Origin of the sequence: Methylobacterium soli, from assembly GCF_008806385.1 — a bacterium.
In the GTDB taxonomy this organism is placed as follows: Bacteria; Pseudomonadota; Alphaproteobacteria; order Rhizobiales; family Beijerinckiaceae; genus Methylobacterium; species Methylobacterium soli.
The window spans coordinates 79,682-95,109 of record NZ_VZZK01000027.1 but is presented as its reverse complement, the minus strand read 5'-3'; the positions used below and the strand labels follow the sequence as shown (position 1 = coordinate 95,109).

Below are 15,428 nucleotides of genomic sequence, written 5' to 3'. Positions count from 1 at the left end.
CGACAAGGAGGCCGTCGACGCGATCCTCGACGACGAGGACATCCGCGCGGTGGGCTTCGTCGGCTCGTCCAACATCGCCGAGTACATCTACGTGCGCTCGGCGCAGACGGGGAAGCGCGCCCAGTGCTTCGGCGGCGCCAAGAACCACATGATCGTGATGCCGGATGCCGATATGGGCCAGGCGGTCGATGCCCTGATCGGCGCCGGCTACGGCTCGGCCGGCGAGCGCTGCATGGCGATCTCGGTGGCGGTGCCGGTGGGCGAGGCCACCGCCGACCGGCTGATGGAGCGCCTGATCCCGCGGGTCGAGTCCCTCAAGATCGGCCCCTCGCATGACGGGTCGGCCGATTACGGGCCCCTCGTCACGCGCGAGGCGGTGGAGCGCGTGCGCGGCTACATCGACACGGGGCTGCGCGAGGGCGCGGAACTGGCCGTCGACGGGCGCGACTTCAAGCTCCAGGGCTACGAGAACGGCTTCTACATGGGGGGCTCGCTGTTCGACCGCGTCCGCCCGGACATGACGATCTACAAGGAGGAGATCTTCGGCCCCGTGCTCTCGGTGGTGCGGGCCAAGGATTACGAGGAGGCCCTGGCGCTGCCCTCGACCCACCAATACGGCAACGGCGTCGCGATCTTCACCCAGGACGGCGACGCGGCGCGCGACTTCACCGCGCGCGTCAATGTCGGGATGGTCGGCGTCAACGTGCCGATCCCGGTGCCGATCGCCTACCACACCTTCGGCGGTTGGAAGCGCTCGGGTTTCGGCGACCTCAATCAGCACGGGCCGGACGCGATCCGCTTCTACACCAAGACCAAGACCGTGACCTCGCGCTGGCCGTCCGGCATCAAGAGCGGCGCCGAGTTCTCGATCCCGACCATGCGCTGAGGCCCAACGCGGGAGACCGACCATGGATCACGCGCTCGACGAGGACAGGGCCGCGATCCGCGCCATGGCGGCGGCGTTCGCGGCGGAGGAGTTGGCTCCGCGTGCGATCGCGTGGGACCGGGAGCGCCACTTCCCGGTCGAGACCCTGCGCAAGGCCGCCGGGCTCGGCATGGCGGGTATCTACGTGGGCGAGGAGCATGGCGGCTCGGGGCTGACCCGCCTCGACGCCGTCCTGATCTTCGAGGCTCTGGCCACGGGCTGCCCGACCGTGACGGCCTTCCTGTCGATCCACAACATGTGCGCCTGGATGATCGACACCTACGGTGACGCCGAGCAGCGTCGCCGCTGGCTTCCCGGCCTGATGAGCATGGACCGAATCGCGAGCTACTGCCTCACCGAGGCCGCCTCCGGCTCGGACGCCGCCTCGCTCCGAACGCGGGCCGAGCGCCGGGGCGACCATTACGTGCTCAACGGCGAGAAGCAGTTCATCTCGGGCGCCGGCGCGAGCGACCTCTACGTCTGCATGGTCCGCACCGGCGGCGAGGGTCCCCGCGGCATCTCCGCCCTCGTCGTGCCCAAGGACACGCCGGGCCTCTCCTTCGGCGCCAACGAGCACAAGATGGGCTGGAACGCCCAGCCCACCCGCGCGGTGATCTTCAACGACGCCCGCGTGCCGGTGGAGAACCGCCTCGGCCCGGAGGGCGAGGGCTTCCGCTACGCCATGGCGGGGCTCGACGGCGGGCGCCTCAACATCGCGGCCTGCTCGCTCGGCGGGGCGCAGGCGGCCCTCGACAAGACGATCGCCTACATAAGCGAGCGCCGCGCCTTCGGGCAGCGCCTCAGCGACCTTCAGGCCCTGCAGTTCCGCCTCGCCGACATGGCGACCGAGGTCGAGGTCGCCCGGACCTTCCTGTGGCGCGCCGCCTCGGCGCTCGATGCCAAGTCCCCCGAGATGATGCGCCTCAGCGCCATGGCCAAGCGCTTCGTCACCGACGCGGCCTTCACGGTGGCGAACGAGGCGCTGCAGCTTCACGGCGGCTACGGCTATCTCGCCGATTACGGCATCGAGAAGATCGTGCGCGACCTGCGCGTACATCAGATCCTCGAAGGATCGAACGAGATCATGCGGGTGATCATCGCCCGCGCGCTGCTCGGGGGGCGCTGATGGGCAGCGACGTCATCGTCGAGGTGACGGGCAGCCTCGGGCGCATCCGCCTCGACCGGCCGAAGGCGCTGAACGCGCTGACGCACGCGATGATCGGGGACATCGATTCCGCCCTCGATCGCTTCGCCGCCGATCCCGCCATCGGGGCCGTGCTGCTGAGCGGGGAGGGAGAGCGGGGCCTCTGCGCCGGCGGCGACCTGCGCTCCCTCTACGAGAGCGAGGGCACGGGCTTCGCCGAGTCGTTCTGGCGCGACGAGTACCGGCTCGACGCCCGGATCGCAGGTTACCGGAAGCCCTTCGTGGCCCTGATGGACGGCATCACCATGGGGGGCGGCGTCGGCGTCTCGGCCCATGCCCGCCACCGCGTCGTCACCGAGCGCTCGCGCATCGCCACCCCCGAGACCGGCATCGGCTTCCTGCCCGATGTCGGCGCGACCTGGCTACTGCCCCGGGCGCCCGGCGAGATCGGCACTTATCTCGGCCTGACCGGCGAGGCGGTCGGCGCCGCCGACGCCATCTTCGCGGGACTGGCCGACGCGATGGTCCCGAGCGCGCGCCTGCCGGACCTGATCCGAGCGCTGGCGGCGCTGCCGCCGGAGGCCGGGCAGAACGGCGTGCGCGCCGCGATCGAGGCTCATGCGCAGGATCCGGGACCCGCCCCCCTGGCAGAGGTCCGGGACGTGATCGACCGCTGCTTCGCCTACGACATGGTGGATGAGATCCTGGCCGCGCTGCAGGCGGACGGCTCGGACTTCGCCGCGCGCATTCTGGCGACGCTCCAGGCCAAGGCGCCGGCAAGCCTCGTCCTCACCCTCTGCCTGCTGCGGCGTGGGCGCGGCGCCGCCTCGCTGGAGGCGGCCCTCGAGCGCGAGTTCCACGCCGCCCTGGCCCTCCTCGCCGAGGGCGATTTCCGCGAGGGCATTCGGGCGGCGGTGATCGACAAGGATCGCCGGCCGCGCTGGCGCCCCGCGACACTCGAGGCGGTCGATCCGGCCGAGATCGCGCGCTGGCTCGAGCCGCGGGCGGAGCCGGTGTTTCCGAATTTGCGCTGACGGGCCGGGCGGGCTCCCTGTCCGGGCCTTGCGCGCGAGCCGGTCGGCCTCGAACGGGCATCGGGGCATGTGTCCGATCCGGAGCCGTCGCTGCCGCTCAGGCCTCGCCCCGACGGGCGGGGCGAGGGATGATCAGGAAGCGAGCGCGGCCGGGAAGGCCGCGCCGCGAAGAACGGGAGAAACCGGAAGATGACTGAGCTCATCGGATTCGTCGGTCTGGGCAACATGGGCGGACCCATGGCGGCCAACCTCGTGCGGGCCGGCTACCGCGTGCGCGGGTTCGACCTGAATCCGGCCTCCCTGGAGAGCGCCAGGGAGGCCGGCATCGAGGTCGTCGGCTCGGCTCTGGACGCCGCCGAGACCGCCGGAACCGTCGTGACGATGCTGCCGGCCGGCCGCCACGTGGTCGAGGTCTGGACGCAGCTCGCCGATGCGCTTCCCTCCGGCACCCTCTTGATCGATTCCTCCACGGTCGACGTGGAGAGCGCCCGCAAGGCGCACGCGCTCGCGGAGGCGCAGGGCTGCCCCTCGATCGACGCGCCGGTCTCGGGCGGGACCGGGGGCGCCAAGGCCGGGACGCTCACCTTCATGGCGGGCGGCAGTCAGGCCGCCTTCGCGCGCGCCGAGCCGATCCTCAAGGCGATGGGCCGGAGCATCTTCCATTGCGGCGAGGCGGGCGCGGGACAGGCCGCCAAGATCTGCAACAACATGATCCTCGGCATCTCGATGATCGGGGTCTGCGAGGCCTTCGCCCTCGGAGAAAAGCTCGGCCTGTCGCGCCAGGCCCTGTTCGACGTCGCCTCGGTCTCCTCCGGCCAATGCTGGTCGCTCACCACCTATTGCCCCGTGCCGGGCCCGGTGCCGACCTCGCCCGCCAACAACGCCTACCGGCCGGGCTTTGCCGCGAGCCTGATGCTGAAGGACCTGCGCCTCGCGCAGGCCGCCGCCGGCGCCGCGGGCGCCTCGACCCCGCTGGGCGCGGAGGCCGTGCAACTCTACGCTCTGTTCGAGGGCCTCGGGCACGGGGGAGAGGATTTCTCCGCCATCATCAACCTGCTCCGGGGCCGCCACACGGGAGACCAGGGCTGATGGGCTACGAGACGATCCTCACCGAGACGCGCGGGCGCGTCCTGCTGATCACGCTGAACCGCCCTAAGGCGCTGAACGCCCTCAACGCGCAGCTCACCGAGGAGCTGATCGCGGCGGCGACCGAGGCCGATGCCGATCCGGAGATCGGCTGCATCGTGATCACGGGATCGGCCAAGGCCTTCGCGGCGGGCGCCGACATCAAGGAGATGCAGAGCGCCACCTACGTGGAGATGTATGCGGGCGACCGCTTTTCCGCCTGGGATCGGTTCAGCGCCCTGCGGACGCCCACCATCGCGGCGGTGGCGGGCTACGCCCTCGGCGGCGGCTGCGAGCTCGCCATGATGTGCGACATCATCCTGGCGGCCGACAACGCGGTCTTCGGGCAGCCGGAGATCAAGCTCGGGGTGATGCCCGGCATCGGCGGGAGCCAGCGCCTGACGCGCGCCATCGGCAAGGCGAAGGCCATGGAGATGTGCCTGACCGGGCGCAACATGGATGCGGCCGAGGCCGAGCGCTCCGGCCTCGTCGCCCGCGTGGTGGCGGCCGACACGCTCCTGGACGACGCCCTGCGCACCGCCGGGACCATCGCGGGCATGTCGAAGCCCATCGCGATGATGACCAAGGAAGCGGTGAACCGCGCCGACGAGACCACGCTCACCGAGGGCATCCGCTTCGAGCGCCGGGTCTTCCACGCGATGTTCGCCACGGCCGACCAGAAGGAGGGCATGGCTGCTTTCGTGGAGAAGCGGCCGGCGAAGTTCCAGAACCGATAAGGGGGCGCTCCTCCCCCCGGCCGCGACGGGGGGAGGAGCGAGGCTCGCGCAGGCGCGTGCAGGAGACCAGCTGCACAAGAACGATGCCAAGAACGATGCCAAGAACGGTGCCAAGCAAAACCTGGCCGAAGATGACTTTGGGAGAACGTCCATGCCGAGCTTTCGGGAGTCCCGCGATTTCCTGCTGACCCACCGGACCGATTACGAGGCCGCCTATTCGGGTTTTCGATGGCCGGGTGAGCCCGCCTTCAACTGGGCGCTCGACTGGTTCGATGCCGACCTCGCTTCGAGGCCGGAGAGCCGCGACCGTCTGGCGCTCTGGATCGTCGACGCCGCCTCGGGCGCCGAGACGCGGCTGAGCTTCGCCGAGATGAGCGCCCGCTCGAACCGTGTCGCGAACCACCTGCGCGGCCTCGGGCTGAGGCGCGGCGATCACCTGCTCCTGCTCCTCGGCAACGTGCCGGCGCTCTGGGAGACCATGCTGGCCGCGATGAAGCTCGGCGCCGTGGTGATTCCGGCGACCACGCTTCTCACCGGCGAGGAACTGGCCGACCGGCTCGACCGCGGCCACGCCCGCATGATCGTGGCCGGGCCGGAGCAGGTCGCGAAATGTGACGCCCTCGACACCACCGGGGTGATCCGGGTCGTGACCGGACACACCGAGGCGCCTGGCTGGCTTCCCTACGCGGCGGCCGATGCGGCCTCCGAGCGGTTCGAGCCGGAGGCCGCCACCGCCGCGGAGGACCCGCTCCTCCTCTACTTCACCTCGGGGACGACGGCGAAGCCCAAGCTCGTCCGGCACAGCCATCGCAGCTACCCGGTCGGCGCCCTCTCGACCATGTACTGGCTCGGGCTTCAACCCGGCGACGTGCATCTCAACGTCTCCTCGCCCGGCTGGGCGAAACATGCCTGGAGCTCGTTCTTCGCCCCCTGGAATGCCGGTGCGACGGTCTTCATCTGCAACCAGGCGCCGTTCAGCGCGCCGGCGCTGCTCGCCGTGATGGCGCGCTGCGGCGTCACCACGCTCTGCGCACCCCCGACCGTCTGGCGCCTGATGATCCAGGAGGACCTGACCGCCCAGACCCTGGCGCTGCGCGAGGTCTGCGCGGCGGGCGAGCCCCTGAACCCGGAGGTGATCGAGCGGGTGCGCCAGGCCTGGGGCCTCACCATCCGGGATGGCTACGGCCAGACCGAGACCACGGCCCAGATCGCGAACGCGCCGGGCCAGACCGTGAAGGTCGGCGCGATGGGCCGGCCGCTGCCGGGCTACCGGGTCCGCATCCTCGACCACGACGACCATCCGGCGAGCGAGGGTGAGGTCTGCCTCGCCCTCGGGGCCGAGCGCCCGGCCGGGCTGATGCAGGGCTACCAGACCGAGACCGGCGGCGTCGCGCCCGTCGAGGGCGCGGTCTACCGCACGGGCGACGTCGCCTTCCTGGACGAGGACGGCTACCTGACCTTCGTCGGGCGCTCCGACGACGTCTTCAAATCCTCGGGCTACCGCATCAGCCCGTTCGAGCTGGAGAGCGTGCTGATCGAGCACGAGGCGGTGGCGGAGGCCGCCGTGATTCCGGCCCCGGACGCGATCCGCTCCAGCATTCCGAAGGCCTATCTGTCGCTGGTCGCCGGCGCCGAGCCGAGCCGCGAGACCGCGCTCGCGATCTTTCGCTTCACCAATGCCCGCCTCGCGCCGTTCAAGCGCCTGCGCAGCATCGAGTTCGTGGAGGAATTGCCGAAGACCATCTCGGGCAAGATCCGTCGCGTCCAGCTTCGCCGCCTGGAGCATGAGGGCCGCACCGAGGACACCTATCGGGGCATCGCCTTCACGCAGGGCGACTTCCCGGAATTGCGGGGCAACGGGGAGCCGAAATAGGCCGCGCGTCCGATGCGGTGCCCGACCGGCTGAGCGCGTTCTCCTAGTGAAGCCGCTCCACCGCCACGGCCGTCGCCTCGCCGCCGCCGATGCAGAGGCTGGCGACGCCGCGGCTGAGGCCGTGGGTCTGGAGCGCCGCCAGCAGGGTCACGAGGATGCGCGCACCGGAGGCGCCGATCGGGTGGCCGAGCGCGCAGGCGCCGCCATGGATGTTGACGCGTTCATGCGGGAGGTCGAGGTCGCGCATCGCCGCCATGGCGACCACCGCGAAGGCCTCGTTCACCTCGTAGAGATCGACCGCGCCCGCCTCCCAGCCGACCCGCTCCAGGAGCTTTCGGACGGCGCCCACGGGGGCCGTGGTGAAGAGGTTCGGGGCCTGCGCGTGCGAGGCGTGCCCGCGCAGCGCCGCGAGTGGCGTCAAACCCCGGCGCTCGGCCTCCGACAGGCGCATCAGCACGAGGGCCGCCGCCCCATCGGAGATCGAGCTGGCATTGGCGGCCGTCACGGTCCCGCCCTCCCGGAAGGCGGGCCGCAACGACGGGATCTTGTCGGGCCGGGCCTTCCCGGGCTGCTCGTCCTCGCTGATGACCCGCGCGGTCTGTCCGGCGCCGACGCTCACCGGGATGATCTCGTCGCGGAAGCGGCCCGAGGCGGCGGCGTCCCGGGCGCGCGCCAGCGAGGCGAGGGCGTAGGCATCCTGCGCCTCGCGGGTGAACTGGTAGGATTGGGCGCAATCTTCCGCGAAGGTGCCCATCAGGCGGCCCTTGTCGTAGGCATCCTCCAGCCCATCGAGGAACATGTGGTCGCGGATGGTGCCGTGGCCCATCCGGTAGCCGGAGCGCGCCCGGTCGAGGAGGTAGGGGGCGTTCGTCATGCTCTCCATGCCGCCCGCCACCGCGATTCCGACGCTGCCGACCGCGAGGGCGTCGTGGGCGAGCATCACGGCCTTCATGCCGGAGCCGCACATCTTGTTGATCGTGGTGGCGCCGGCCGCGAGGGGCAACCCTGCCCCGAGGGCGGCCTGGCGCGCCGGGGCCTGTCCCTGGCCGGCCGGAAGCACGCAGCCGAACACCACCTCCTCGACCGCCTCCGGCGCGAGGCCGGAACGCGTCAGGGCCGCCGCGATGGCGGCCGCGCCGAGGCGCGGGGCCGACAGGTCCGCGAAGGCGCCCTGAAGCGCGCCGATCGGGGTACGGGCGGCCCCGACGATGACGATCGGATCCTGCATCGGGTCTAACCTCCCTGAGGTCTGGCGCGCCTTCGCCGAAATGGAGACCGGTTCGGCGTCGGAGCGCGTCACGATCGAGGACTGAGCGCCGTTCCCGGCGGCAGCGCGATCGGGAGCGGCCGCTAGCGCGGCGCCATCCGGAGCGCGCCGTCGAGGCGGATTACCTCGCCGTTGAGCATGGGGTTCTCGAGGGCGTGCTGCACCAGGGCGGCGTATTCCGCCGGGCGACCGAGGCGCGGCGGGAACGGCACGGAGGCGCCGAGCGAGGCCTTCACCTCCTCCGGCATCGCCGCCATCATGGGCGTCTCGAACACGCCCGGTGCGATCGTCACCACGCGGATGCCGAAACGCGCGAGCTCGCGTGCCAGCGGCAGGGTCATGCTGGCGACGCCACCCTTCGCGGCCGCGTAGGCCGCCTGGCCGATCTGGCCGTCGAAGGCCGCGATCGAGGCGGTGTTGACTATCACGCCGCGCTCGGATTCCGCGTCCGGCTCGTTTCGCCCGATCGCCTCGGCGGCGAGGCGGATCATGTTGAAGGTGCCGACGAGATTGACCTGCACGGTGCGGGCGAAGCTCTCAAGAGCGTGCGGGCCGGAGCGCCCGAGGACGCGCTCGCTCACCGCGATGCCGGCGCAGTTGATCAGGCCGGACAGCCGGCCGAACGTGTCGAGAGCGGCCGCGACGGCGGCCTGCCCCTCGGCCTCGCTGGTGACGTCCACCCGCACCGCTCGGGCCAGTGGCCCGAGTGAATCGGCCCGGGCCACGACACCGTCCCGGTCCCGGTCGGCGAGGACGAGGCGGGCGCCGAGGCCGGACAGGTGGTCGGCCACCGCCGCGCCGAGGCCCGAGGCCGCACCGGTGACGAGGATGACGCTGCCGTCGATCCGCATGGCTTCCCCGTCGCTACAGGGGCTTGCGCAGCTTGCGCGCGACGAGGCCGACGATGCCCTCGCGGAAGACGAGCACGCAGACCACGAAGACGCAGCCCTGGATGATCGTCACCCAGGCGCCGAACTCCGCGAGGTAGTTCTCCATCGCGACGATCACGAAGGATCCGGCGATGGGCCCGAACACCGTGCCCATGCCGCCGACCAGCGTCATCAGCACCACCTCGCCCGACATCGACCAGTGCACGTCGGTCAGGGAGGCGAGCTGGAACACGATGGCCTTGGTGGCGCCGGCCAGCCCCGCGAGCGTCGTGGAGAGCACGAAGACCGCGAGCTTGTAGCGGGTCGTGCGGTAGCCGAGCGAGATCGCCCTCGGCTCGTTGTCCCGGATGGCCTTGAGCACCTGCCCGAACGGCGAGTGGATGATCCGGTAGATCAAGAGCAGGCCGCCGAAGAAGATCAGCGCCACGAGGACGTAGAGCACGCGGTCATCGGACAGGTCGATCAGGCCGAAGAGCCGTCCGCGCGGCACCGCCTGGATGCCGTCCTCGCCACCCGTCATCTTGGCCTGGAGCGAGAAGAAGAACACCATCTGGGCGAGCGCCAGGGTGATCATCGAGAAGTAGATGCCCTGGCGCCGGATCGCGAGCGCGCCGAAGGCGAGGCCGAGGAGCGCCGCGGTCAGCGTGCCGGCGAGGATCGCGATCTCGGGCGTCACGCCCCAGTTCTTGGCCGCGTAGGCGCTGACATAGCTTGCCATGCCGAAATAGGCGGCATGGCCGAAGCTGAGGAGGCCGCCGTAGCCCAGCAGCAGGTTGAAGGCCAGCGCGAACAGCGCGAAGCACAGAACCTTCATCAGGAAGACGGGGTAGAGCCCGAAGGGCAGCACAGCGAGCAGCACGGCAAGGCCGATGAAGACGATGCGGTGCAGGGCCTTGGTGTCCCGGGTCTCGGGGAGGGCGGCTGCGATCGGGGCGGCATCGGCCGGGGCGGCGGCGTGGGCCATGGGTCAGGTCCTCGAGGGGGGCAGGCGCGGTGTCACGCGGGTTTGCCGAACAGGCCGGCGGGCTTCACGAGCAGCACCACCACCATGATGACGAAGATCGCGGTGGCCGAGGCCTCCGGGTAGAACACCTTGGTCAGGCCCTCGACGAGGCCGAGGGCGAAGCCCGTCAGGATCGAGCCGAGGATCGAGCCCATCCCGCCGATGACGACGACCGCGAAGACCACGATGATGATGTCGGCGCCCATATTCGGGTTCACCGAGTAGACCGGCGCGGCGAGGACGCCCGCGAGCGCGGCCAGCGCCACGCCGAAACCGTAGGTGAGCGTCAGGAGCAGGGGCACGTTGACCCCGAAGGCCTGGACGAGGGTCGGGTTCTCGGTGGCGGCGCGCAGGTAGGCGCCGAGCTTCGTCTTCTCGATGACGAGCCAGGTGACGATGCAGATCACGAGCGAGAAGGCGACGATCCAGCCCCGGTAGTTCGGCAGGAACATGAAGGGCAGGCGCTGGCCGCCCGAGAGCTCGGGCGGGATCGCGTAGGGCAGCCCCGAGACGCCGTATTGCTGGCGGAACAGGCCCTGGATGATCAGGGCGAGCCCGAAGGTCAGGAGCAGGCCGTAGAGATGGTCGAGCTTGTACAGCCGCGCGATCAGGAGCCGCTCGAGGACAACCCCGAACAGCCCGACCGCGAGGGGCGCCAGGATCAGCGCCCACCAATAGCCCAGGCCCGCATAGTTCAGGAGCATCCAAGCCACGAAGGCGCCCATCATGTACTGCGCCCCGTGGGCGAAGTTGATGATGTTCAGGAGGCCGAAGATGATCGCCAGCCCGAGAGAGAGCAGAGCGTAGAAGGAGCCGTTGATCAGCCCGAGGAGGAGCTGGCCGAACAGCGCTTGGGTCGGGACCCCCAGGATGGTCATCATGGACGGATCGTCATCATGTTCGGTTACGCCTCGTTCCGCCGATGCGGGGTTTCGGCCGGGCGCGGCGGCCCGGCCGTCCCGGGATCAGCCCTTGACCAGCGGGCAGCCGCCCTCGTTGAGGGGGCGGAAGGCCTCCTTGCCGGGAATGGTGGCGAGCAGCTTGTAGAGGTCCCACTCGCCCTTCGACTCGGCGGGCTTCTTGACCTCGAACAGGTACATGTCGTGGATCTTGCGGCCGTCGGCGCGGATCTCGCCCTTGCCGAAGAGCGGATCGTCGGTGGGCAGCTCCTTCATCTTGGCCACCGTGGCGGCGCCGTCGCGGGCCGATTTCTGGGCCTCGACGGCCTTGAGGTAGTGGAGCGTGCCCGCGTAGACGCCGGCCTGGGCCGCCGTCGGCTTCTTGCCGCCGAAGAGCTTCGCGAAGCGGTCGGAGAAGGAGCGGGTCGCGTCGTTGAGGTCCCAGTAGAAGGGCTCCGTCAGCACGAGGCCCTGCGCCACCTTCGGGGTCAGGGAGTGGATGTCGGAGGAGAAGATCAGGAGGCCCGCCAGAGCCTGGCCGCCCTCGGTGATGCCGAACTCGGCGGCCTGCTTGACGGCGTTGATCGTGTCGCCGCCCGCATTCGCGAGCCCGATCACCTTGGCCTTCGAGGCCTGGGCCTGGAGCAGGAACGAGGAGAAGTCGGAGTTCGGGAAGGGCGTCTTCACCGACCCCACGACCTTGCCGCCATTCTTCGTGACGACCGCCGAGGTGTCGCGCTGCAGCGCCTGGCCGAAGGCGTAATCGGCCGTGATGAAGAACCAGGTATCGCCGCCCCGCTTCACCATCGCGCCGCCGGTGCCGTTGGCCAGAGCCGCGGTGTCGTAGGTCCAGTGCACGGTGTTGGGCGTGCATTGCGAGCCGGTGAGGTCGGCGCTGCCCGCGCCCGAATTGATGTGGACCTTGTTCTTCTCGCGCGTCACCTGGTTGATCGCCAGCGCCACCGAGGAGGTGACCACGTCCATGATCACGTCGACGCCGTCGCGGTCATACCATTGCCGGGCGATGGCCGAGCCGACGTCGGGCTTGTTCTGGTGATCGGCGGAGACGATCTCGACCTTGAGACCGTGCTCGGCCGGCTTGAAATCCTCGAGCGCCATGCGGGCGGCGACCACCGAGCCTTCCCCGGAGATGTCGGAATAGACGCCGGAGCGATCGTTCAGCACGCCGATCTTGACCGGGACCGGTCCGTCCGCACGCGCCGCGACGCATCCTGCCATCAGCACGCCGAGTGCCGTGGCGAGCCGCATACCTCTGAGCATATTCCACTCCCTCTGCGCCGCATGATCTTCGGGTCGGTGCACGGGCTCAACACCCGTCGCTGGCACGATCCGCGAGGCGACTCTTCTTGTCTTCTCTGGCGGACATGGCGTCCGCCGGCCCCCAGAGCTGCTACACCCCGAGATAAGCGTGCAGTTTGCCGATATTGGCGTCAAGCTCCGCATTCAGGATACAATCGACAACCCGCCCCTGTTCGACAACGAAATGGCGGTCCGCGATGGTCTGGGCGAAGCGGAAGTTCTGCTCGACGAGGAGGATCGTGTAGCCCTCGCGCTTGAGGCGCGCGAGCGTGTGCCCGATCTGCTGAACGATGACGGGCGCCAAGCCCTCGGTCGGCTCGTCGAGGAGGATCAGCTTGGCGCCGGTGCGCAGGATGCGCCCGATGGCGAGCATCTGCTGCTCGCCGCCCGAGAGCTTCGTGCCCTGGCTGCCCGCACGCTCCTCGAGGTTCGGGAACAGGGTGTAGATCTCGGGCACCGACATGCCGCCGGGCTTCACCCGCGGCGGCAGCATCAGGTTCTCGTAGACCGAGAGGCTGGAGAAGATCCCGCGCTCCTCGGGCACGTAGCCGATGCCCAGCCGGGCGATCGCCCGGGAGGAGAGGCGGATGGTCTCGACGCCGTCGTAGCGCACCGAGCCCGCGCGCTTGCCGAGGATGCCGATGATGGCGCGCAGCGTCGTGGTCTTGCCGGCGCCGTTGCGCCCGAGCAGCGTCACCACCTCGCCCGGACGCACGTCGAAGCGCATGCCGTGCAGCACGTGGCTCTCGCCGTACCAGCCCTCCAGCCCCTCGATGGCGAGGCTCGGCGCCGCGGTGGAGGCGGAGGCGGTCTCCCGCTCGGCGAGGGCGGCGTCAGGCATGACCGGCTCCGATATAGGCCTCGACCACCCGCGGATCCTTCGAGACCGTGGCGTAATCGCCCTCGGCCAGGATCTTGCCGCGGGCCAGCACGGTGATGTGGTCCGAGAGGGAGGCCACGACCGAGAGGTTGTGCTCGACCATCAGGATGGTCCGATCCTTGGAGATCCGGCGGATCAGCTCCGCGGTCCGGTCGACGTCCTCACGGCCCATTCCGGCCATCGGCTCGTCCAGCAGGAGCATCTCGGGATCGAGCGCGAGCGTCGTGGCGATCTCGAGGGCCCGCTTGCGGCCGTAGGACAGCTCGACCGCGAGGGTACTGGCGAAGGCGGAGAGGCCGACCGCGTCGACGAGGGCGAGCGCTTCCGCGTCCAGGGCGCGCAGCACGCTCTCCGAGCGCCAGAAATCGAAGCTGTCGCCGCGCTTGTGCCGCTGCAGCGCGATACGGACATTCTCCTTCACCGTGAGGTGTGGGAACACGGCCGAGATCTGGAAGGAGCGCACCAGGCCGAGGCGCGCCACGTCCGCGGGCTTCGTGCGGGTGATGTCGCGGCCGTTGTAGCGGATCGAGCCCGCCGTCGGCGTGAGAAACTTGGTGAGAAGGTTGAAGCAGGTCGTCTTGCCCGCCCCGTTCGGGCCGATGAGCGCGTGGATGCTGCCGCGCCGAACCCGGAGGGCGACTCCGTTCACGGCACGAAAACCTTTGAACTCCATCGTCAGGTCGTCTGTCTCCAGAGCGATGTCGCTCATCGTTCCTCCCGTCGTCGCGCCGCCCGCCCGTTCGTTGTTCTGCTCGTCCGCCGTCGGGCGGGCGCGTTCACGTGGGGGCATTTCTTGTTGGTCCGGCGTTCTGCCTCGCCGGTCCGCGAACTGTGCTGCATCACAACACGCGCTGCAAGCCGTCCGCGCAGTCGAGGGTTGAGGGAAGCGGTAAAAATTCAGGGGTGGCGCGCCCTCCCGATCCCGGAGCCCGGCATTCCGGCAAGGCTCGATCCGAAGCCTAGTCCAAGGTCCAATTCAAGACCCGATCCGACTGATCTTCTGAAACCATCGGCGCCCGAGATCATTGGACCCCGACAGGGTGCCGCGGATCGCTCCGTCGATGCGATGATGTGAGCCGGCACAAGGCGCGGCGTTCCGCCCGAAGCCGCAGGGGCGCCTATGGGCCGCCAGCGGTGCCTAAGGGCCGCCGCCAGCATCCGGGGAGCGCGTGCCTTTGGGATGCGCCCGCCTGTGGGGCATTTGCGCCGCGGCGTGGCGGCACGCACGACATGCCGGGACACGGCAAGGACGGGAAGGCAGGAGACGATGCGGAAGGTCACCCATACGGCACCGATGGCCCTGGTGGTCGAGGACGATGCCGCGGACCGGGCACGCGCCGTGGCGTTGCTCGAAGAGACGGAACTCGACGTGATCACCTGCGCGAGCGGCGAGGCCGCCGTGGAGGTGCTGCAGAGCTGCGGCGACGATATCGCGATGCTCTTCACCGGCGTCTCGCTGGCCGGAGAGATGAACGGCGTCGAGCTGGCGCGGGCGGTGGGCAAGCTCTGGCCGACCGTGCGCCTCGTGGTGGCGTCGGGCTCCGAAGGCGCCCTCCGCCTGCCCGAGGATGCCGTGCGCATGCCCAAGCCCTGGCTGCCCCTCGATGTCCTGATGCAGGCACACCGGGCCGTGCGCCATCCCGACCCGGCCGTCGCCTGAACGCGTCCGGGCTGCTGCGCCGCCGTTCGGCGGGCGCAGCAGCCCGGACGGCGGCCTCAGATTTTTCCGTCGAGGCCCATCTGATAGTATTTGTGGATGATCTTGTCCTGGTTCTCCAAGAGCCAGTCGATCGAGGGCTCGTTCGTCATCGCCTTGCGGATCGCTTCCGTCATGCCCTTGCGCTGGATCTCGAACAGCGCCTTGTGGTCGACGGTCTCGGCCTCGATCACGCCCGGGCTCAACCAGACCGAGCAGATGATGCCGAGATCATTGGCCTTCTCCTTGGGGATGTAGCCGGCGCGCACGGCGTCGAGCACGCCGTTGGCGATGGCGAACTGCACCGTGCCCATCAGGATCGAGGTGTATTTCGCGGTCTCGACGCTGACCTTCGAGACGCAGAGCGTCACCGGCCGGACCATGATGTCCGTGTTGAGGAGGGCGAAGACGCGGCTGTGGCCGACGACCTGATCCCCCGTCAGGGTGGCGAGCGCGGTGCCGACCGGCCCGTCGAGCTCACCGATGATCACCTCGGGCTCGGAGGCGGTGTTCGGCGGGCCGCCCGCCACCAGGGCCTCGCCGGCCCGCAGGATGATGCGCTCGCTCATGGGTTCGCTCCGCTGAGATGAAGGGTCGGTCCCCGGCCGCGGGGGCGGCCGGCACCGGCATCGGGC

The 15,428-nt window shown here is 69.9% G+C and carries 15 protein-coding genes; 7 read left to right on the top strand and 8 right to left on the bottom strand.

All coding sequences use genetic code 11. The features are described from left to right. The 6 genes from F6X53_RS22155 to F6X53_RS22130 form a co-directional block, all read left to right on the top strand. Nucleotides 1-886, top strand: an 886-nt coding sequence (locus tag F6X53_RS22155; protein ID WP_151002529.1) for an aldehyde dehydrogenase family protein, incomplete at its 5' end; no start/stop codon positions are given. Between the two features lie 22 nt (nucleotides 887-908). Beyond that, nucleotides 909-2,051, top strand: coding sequence for an acyl-CoA dehydrogenase family protein (locus F6X53_RS22150; RefSeq protein WP_151002528.1), 1,143 nt, complete (start codon nucleotides 909-911; stop codon nucleotides 2,049-2,051). After that, on the top strand, nucleotides 2,051-3,103 hold the full coding sequence (locus F6X53_RS22145; RefSeq protein ID WP_151002527.1) for an enoyl-CoA hydratase/isomerase family protein: 1,053 nt from the start codon (nucleotides 2,051-2,053) through the stop codon (nucleotides 3,101-3,103). Before F6X53_RS22150 ends, F6X53_RS22145 begins: the two co-directional genes overlap by 1 nt. A gap of 189 nt (nucleotides 3,104-3,292) precedes the next feature. Beyond that, nucleotides 3,293-4,192, top strand: coding sequence for a 3-hydroxyisobutyrate dehydrogenase (gene mmsB / locus F6X53_RS22140; protein ID WP_151002526.1), 900 nt, complete (start codon nucleotides 3,293-3,295; stop codon nucleotides 4,190-4,192). Then, nucleotides 4,192-4,965 (top strand): enoyl-CoA hydratase, encoded by a 774-nt coding sequence (locus tag F6X53_RS22135; RefSeq protein ID WP_151002525.1) that lies wholly within the window; start codon nucleotides 4,192-4,194, stop codon nucleotides 4,963-4,965. The genes mmsB and F6X53_RS22135 overlap by 1 nt, the downstream gene beginning before the upstream one ends. Nucleotides 4,966-5,116: 151 nt before the next feature. After that, nucleotides 5,117-6,838 carry an AMP-binding protein gene (locus F6X53_RS22130; RefSeq protein ID WP_151002524.1) on the top strand — a complete coding sequence of 574 codons (1,722 nt, stop codon included), beginning with the start codon at nucleotides 5,117-5,119 and terminating at the stop codon, nucleotides 6,836-6,838. Between the two features lie 43 nt (nucleotides 6,839-6,881). Here the strand turns inward: F6X53_RS22130 and F6X53_RS22125 are convergent, their stop codons facing one another. The 7 genes from F6X53_RS22125 to F6X53_RS22095 form a co-directional block, all read right to left on the bottom strand. Continuing rightward, entirely contained in the window at nucleotides 6,882-8,066 is a 1,185-nt protein-coding gene (locus tag F6X53_RS22125) for an acetyl-CoA C-acyltransferase (RefSeq protein WP_151002523.1), read from the bottom strand. 122 nt (nucleotides 8,067-8,188) lie between these two features. Next, nucleotides 8,189-8,956, bottom strand: a complete 768-nt coding sequence (locus tag F6X53_RS22120; RefSeq protein WP_151002522.1) for a 3-hydroxyacyl-CoA dehydrogenase — start codon at nucleotides 8,954-8,956, stop codon at nucleotides 8,189-8,191. Nucleotides 8,957-8,969: 13 nt separating this feature from the next. Next, nucleotides 8,970-9,959 (bottom strand): branched-chain amino acid ABC transporter permease, encoded by a 990-nt coding sequence (locus F6X53_RS22115; RefSeq protein WP_151002521.1) that lies wholly within the window; start codon nucleotides 9,957-9,959, stop codon nucleotides 8,970-8,972. Nucleotides 9,960-9,991: 32 nt separating this feature from the next. After that, nucleotides 9,992-10,879 (bottom strand): branched-chain amino acid ABC transporter permease, encoded by an 888-nt coding sequence (locus F6X53_RS22110; RefSeq protein WP_151002520.1) that lies wholly within the window; start codon nucleotides 10,877-10,879, stop codon nucleotides 9,992-9,994. Nucleotides 10,880-10,963: 84 nt separating this feature from the next. Beyond that, a complete protein-coding gene (locus tag F6X53_RS22105; protein ID WP_151002519.1) occupies nucleotides 10,964-12,178 on the bottom strand; it encodes an ABC transporter substrate-binding protein in 1,215 nt (404 codons plus the stop codon). A 130-nt stretch (nucleotides 12,179-12,308) separates the two neighbouring features. Then, nucleotides 12,309-13,058, bottom strand: coding sequence for an ABC transporter ATP-binding protein (locus tag F6X53_RS22100; RefSeq protein WP_151002518.1), 750 nt, complete (start codon nucleotides 13,056-13,058; stop codon nucleotides 12,309-12,311). Continuing rightward, the gene (locus tag F6X53_RS22095) at nucleotides 13,051-13,806 is read right to left on the bottom strand and encodes an ABC transporter ATP-binding protein (RefSeq protein WP_151002517.1); all 756 of its coding nucleotides are present in this window, start codon (nucleotides 13,804-13,806) and stop codon (nucleotides 13,051-13,053) included. Before F6X53_RS22095 ends, F6X53_RS22100 begins: the two co-directional genes overlap by 8 nt. Nucleotides 13,807-14,364: 558 nt before the next feature. Here F6X53_RS22095 and F6X53_RS22090 point away from each other — a divergent pair. Next, entirely contained in the window at nucleotides 14,365-14,757 is a 393-nt protein-coding gene (locus tag F6X53_RS22090; RefSeq protein ID WP_151002516.1) for a response regulator, read from the top strand. Nucleotides 14,758-14,813: 56 nt separating this feature from the next. Here the strand turns inward: F6X53_RS22090 and F6X53_RS22085 are convergent, their stop codons facing one another. Beyond that, nucleotides 14,814-15,362, bottom strand: a complete 549-nt coding sequence (locus F6X53_RS22085) for a formaldehyde-activating enzyme (RefSeq protein WP_151002515.1) — start codon at nucleotides 15,360-15,362, stop codon at nucleotides 14,814-14,816. Between the last annotated feature and the right edge of the window lie 66 nt (nucleotides 15,363-15,428).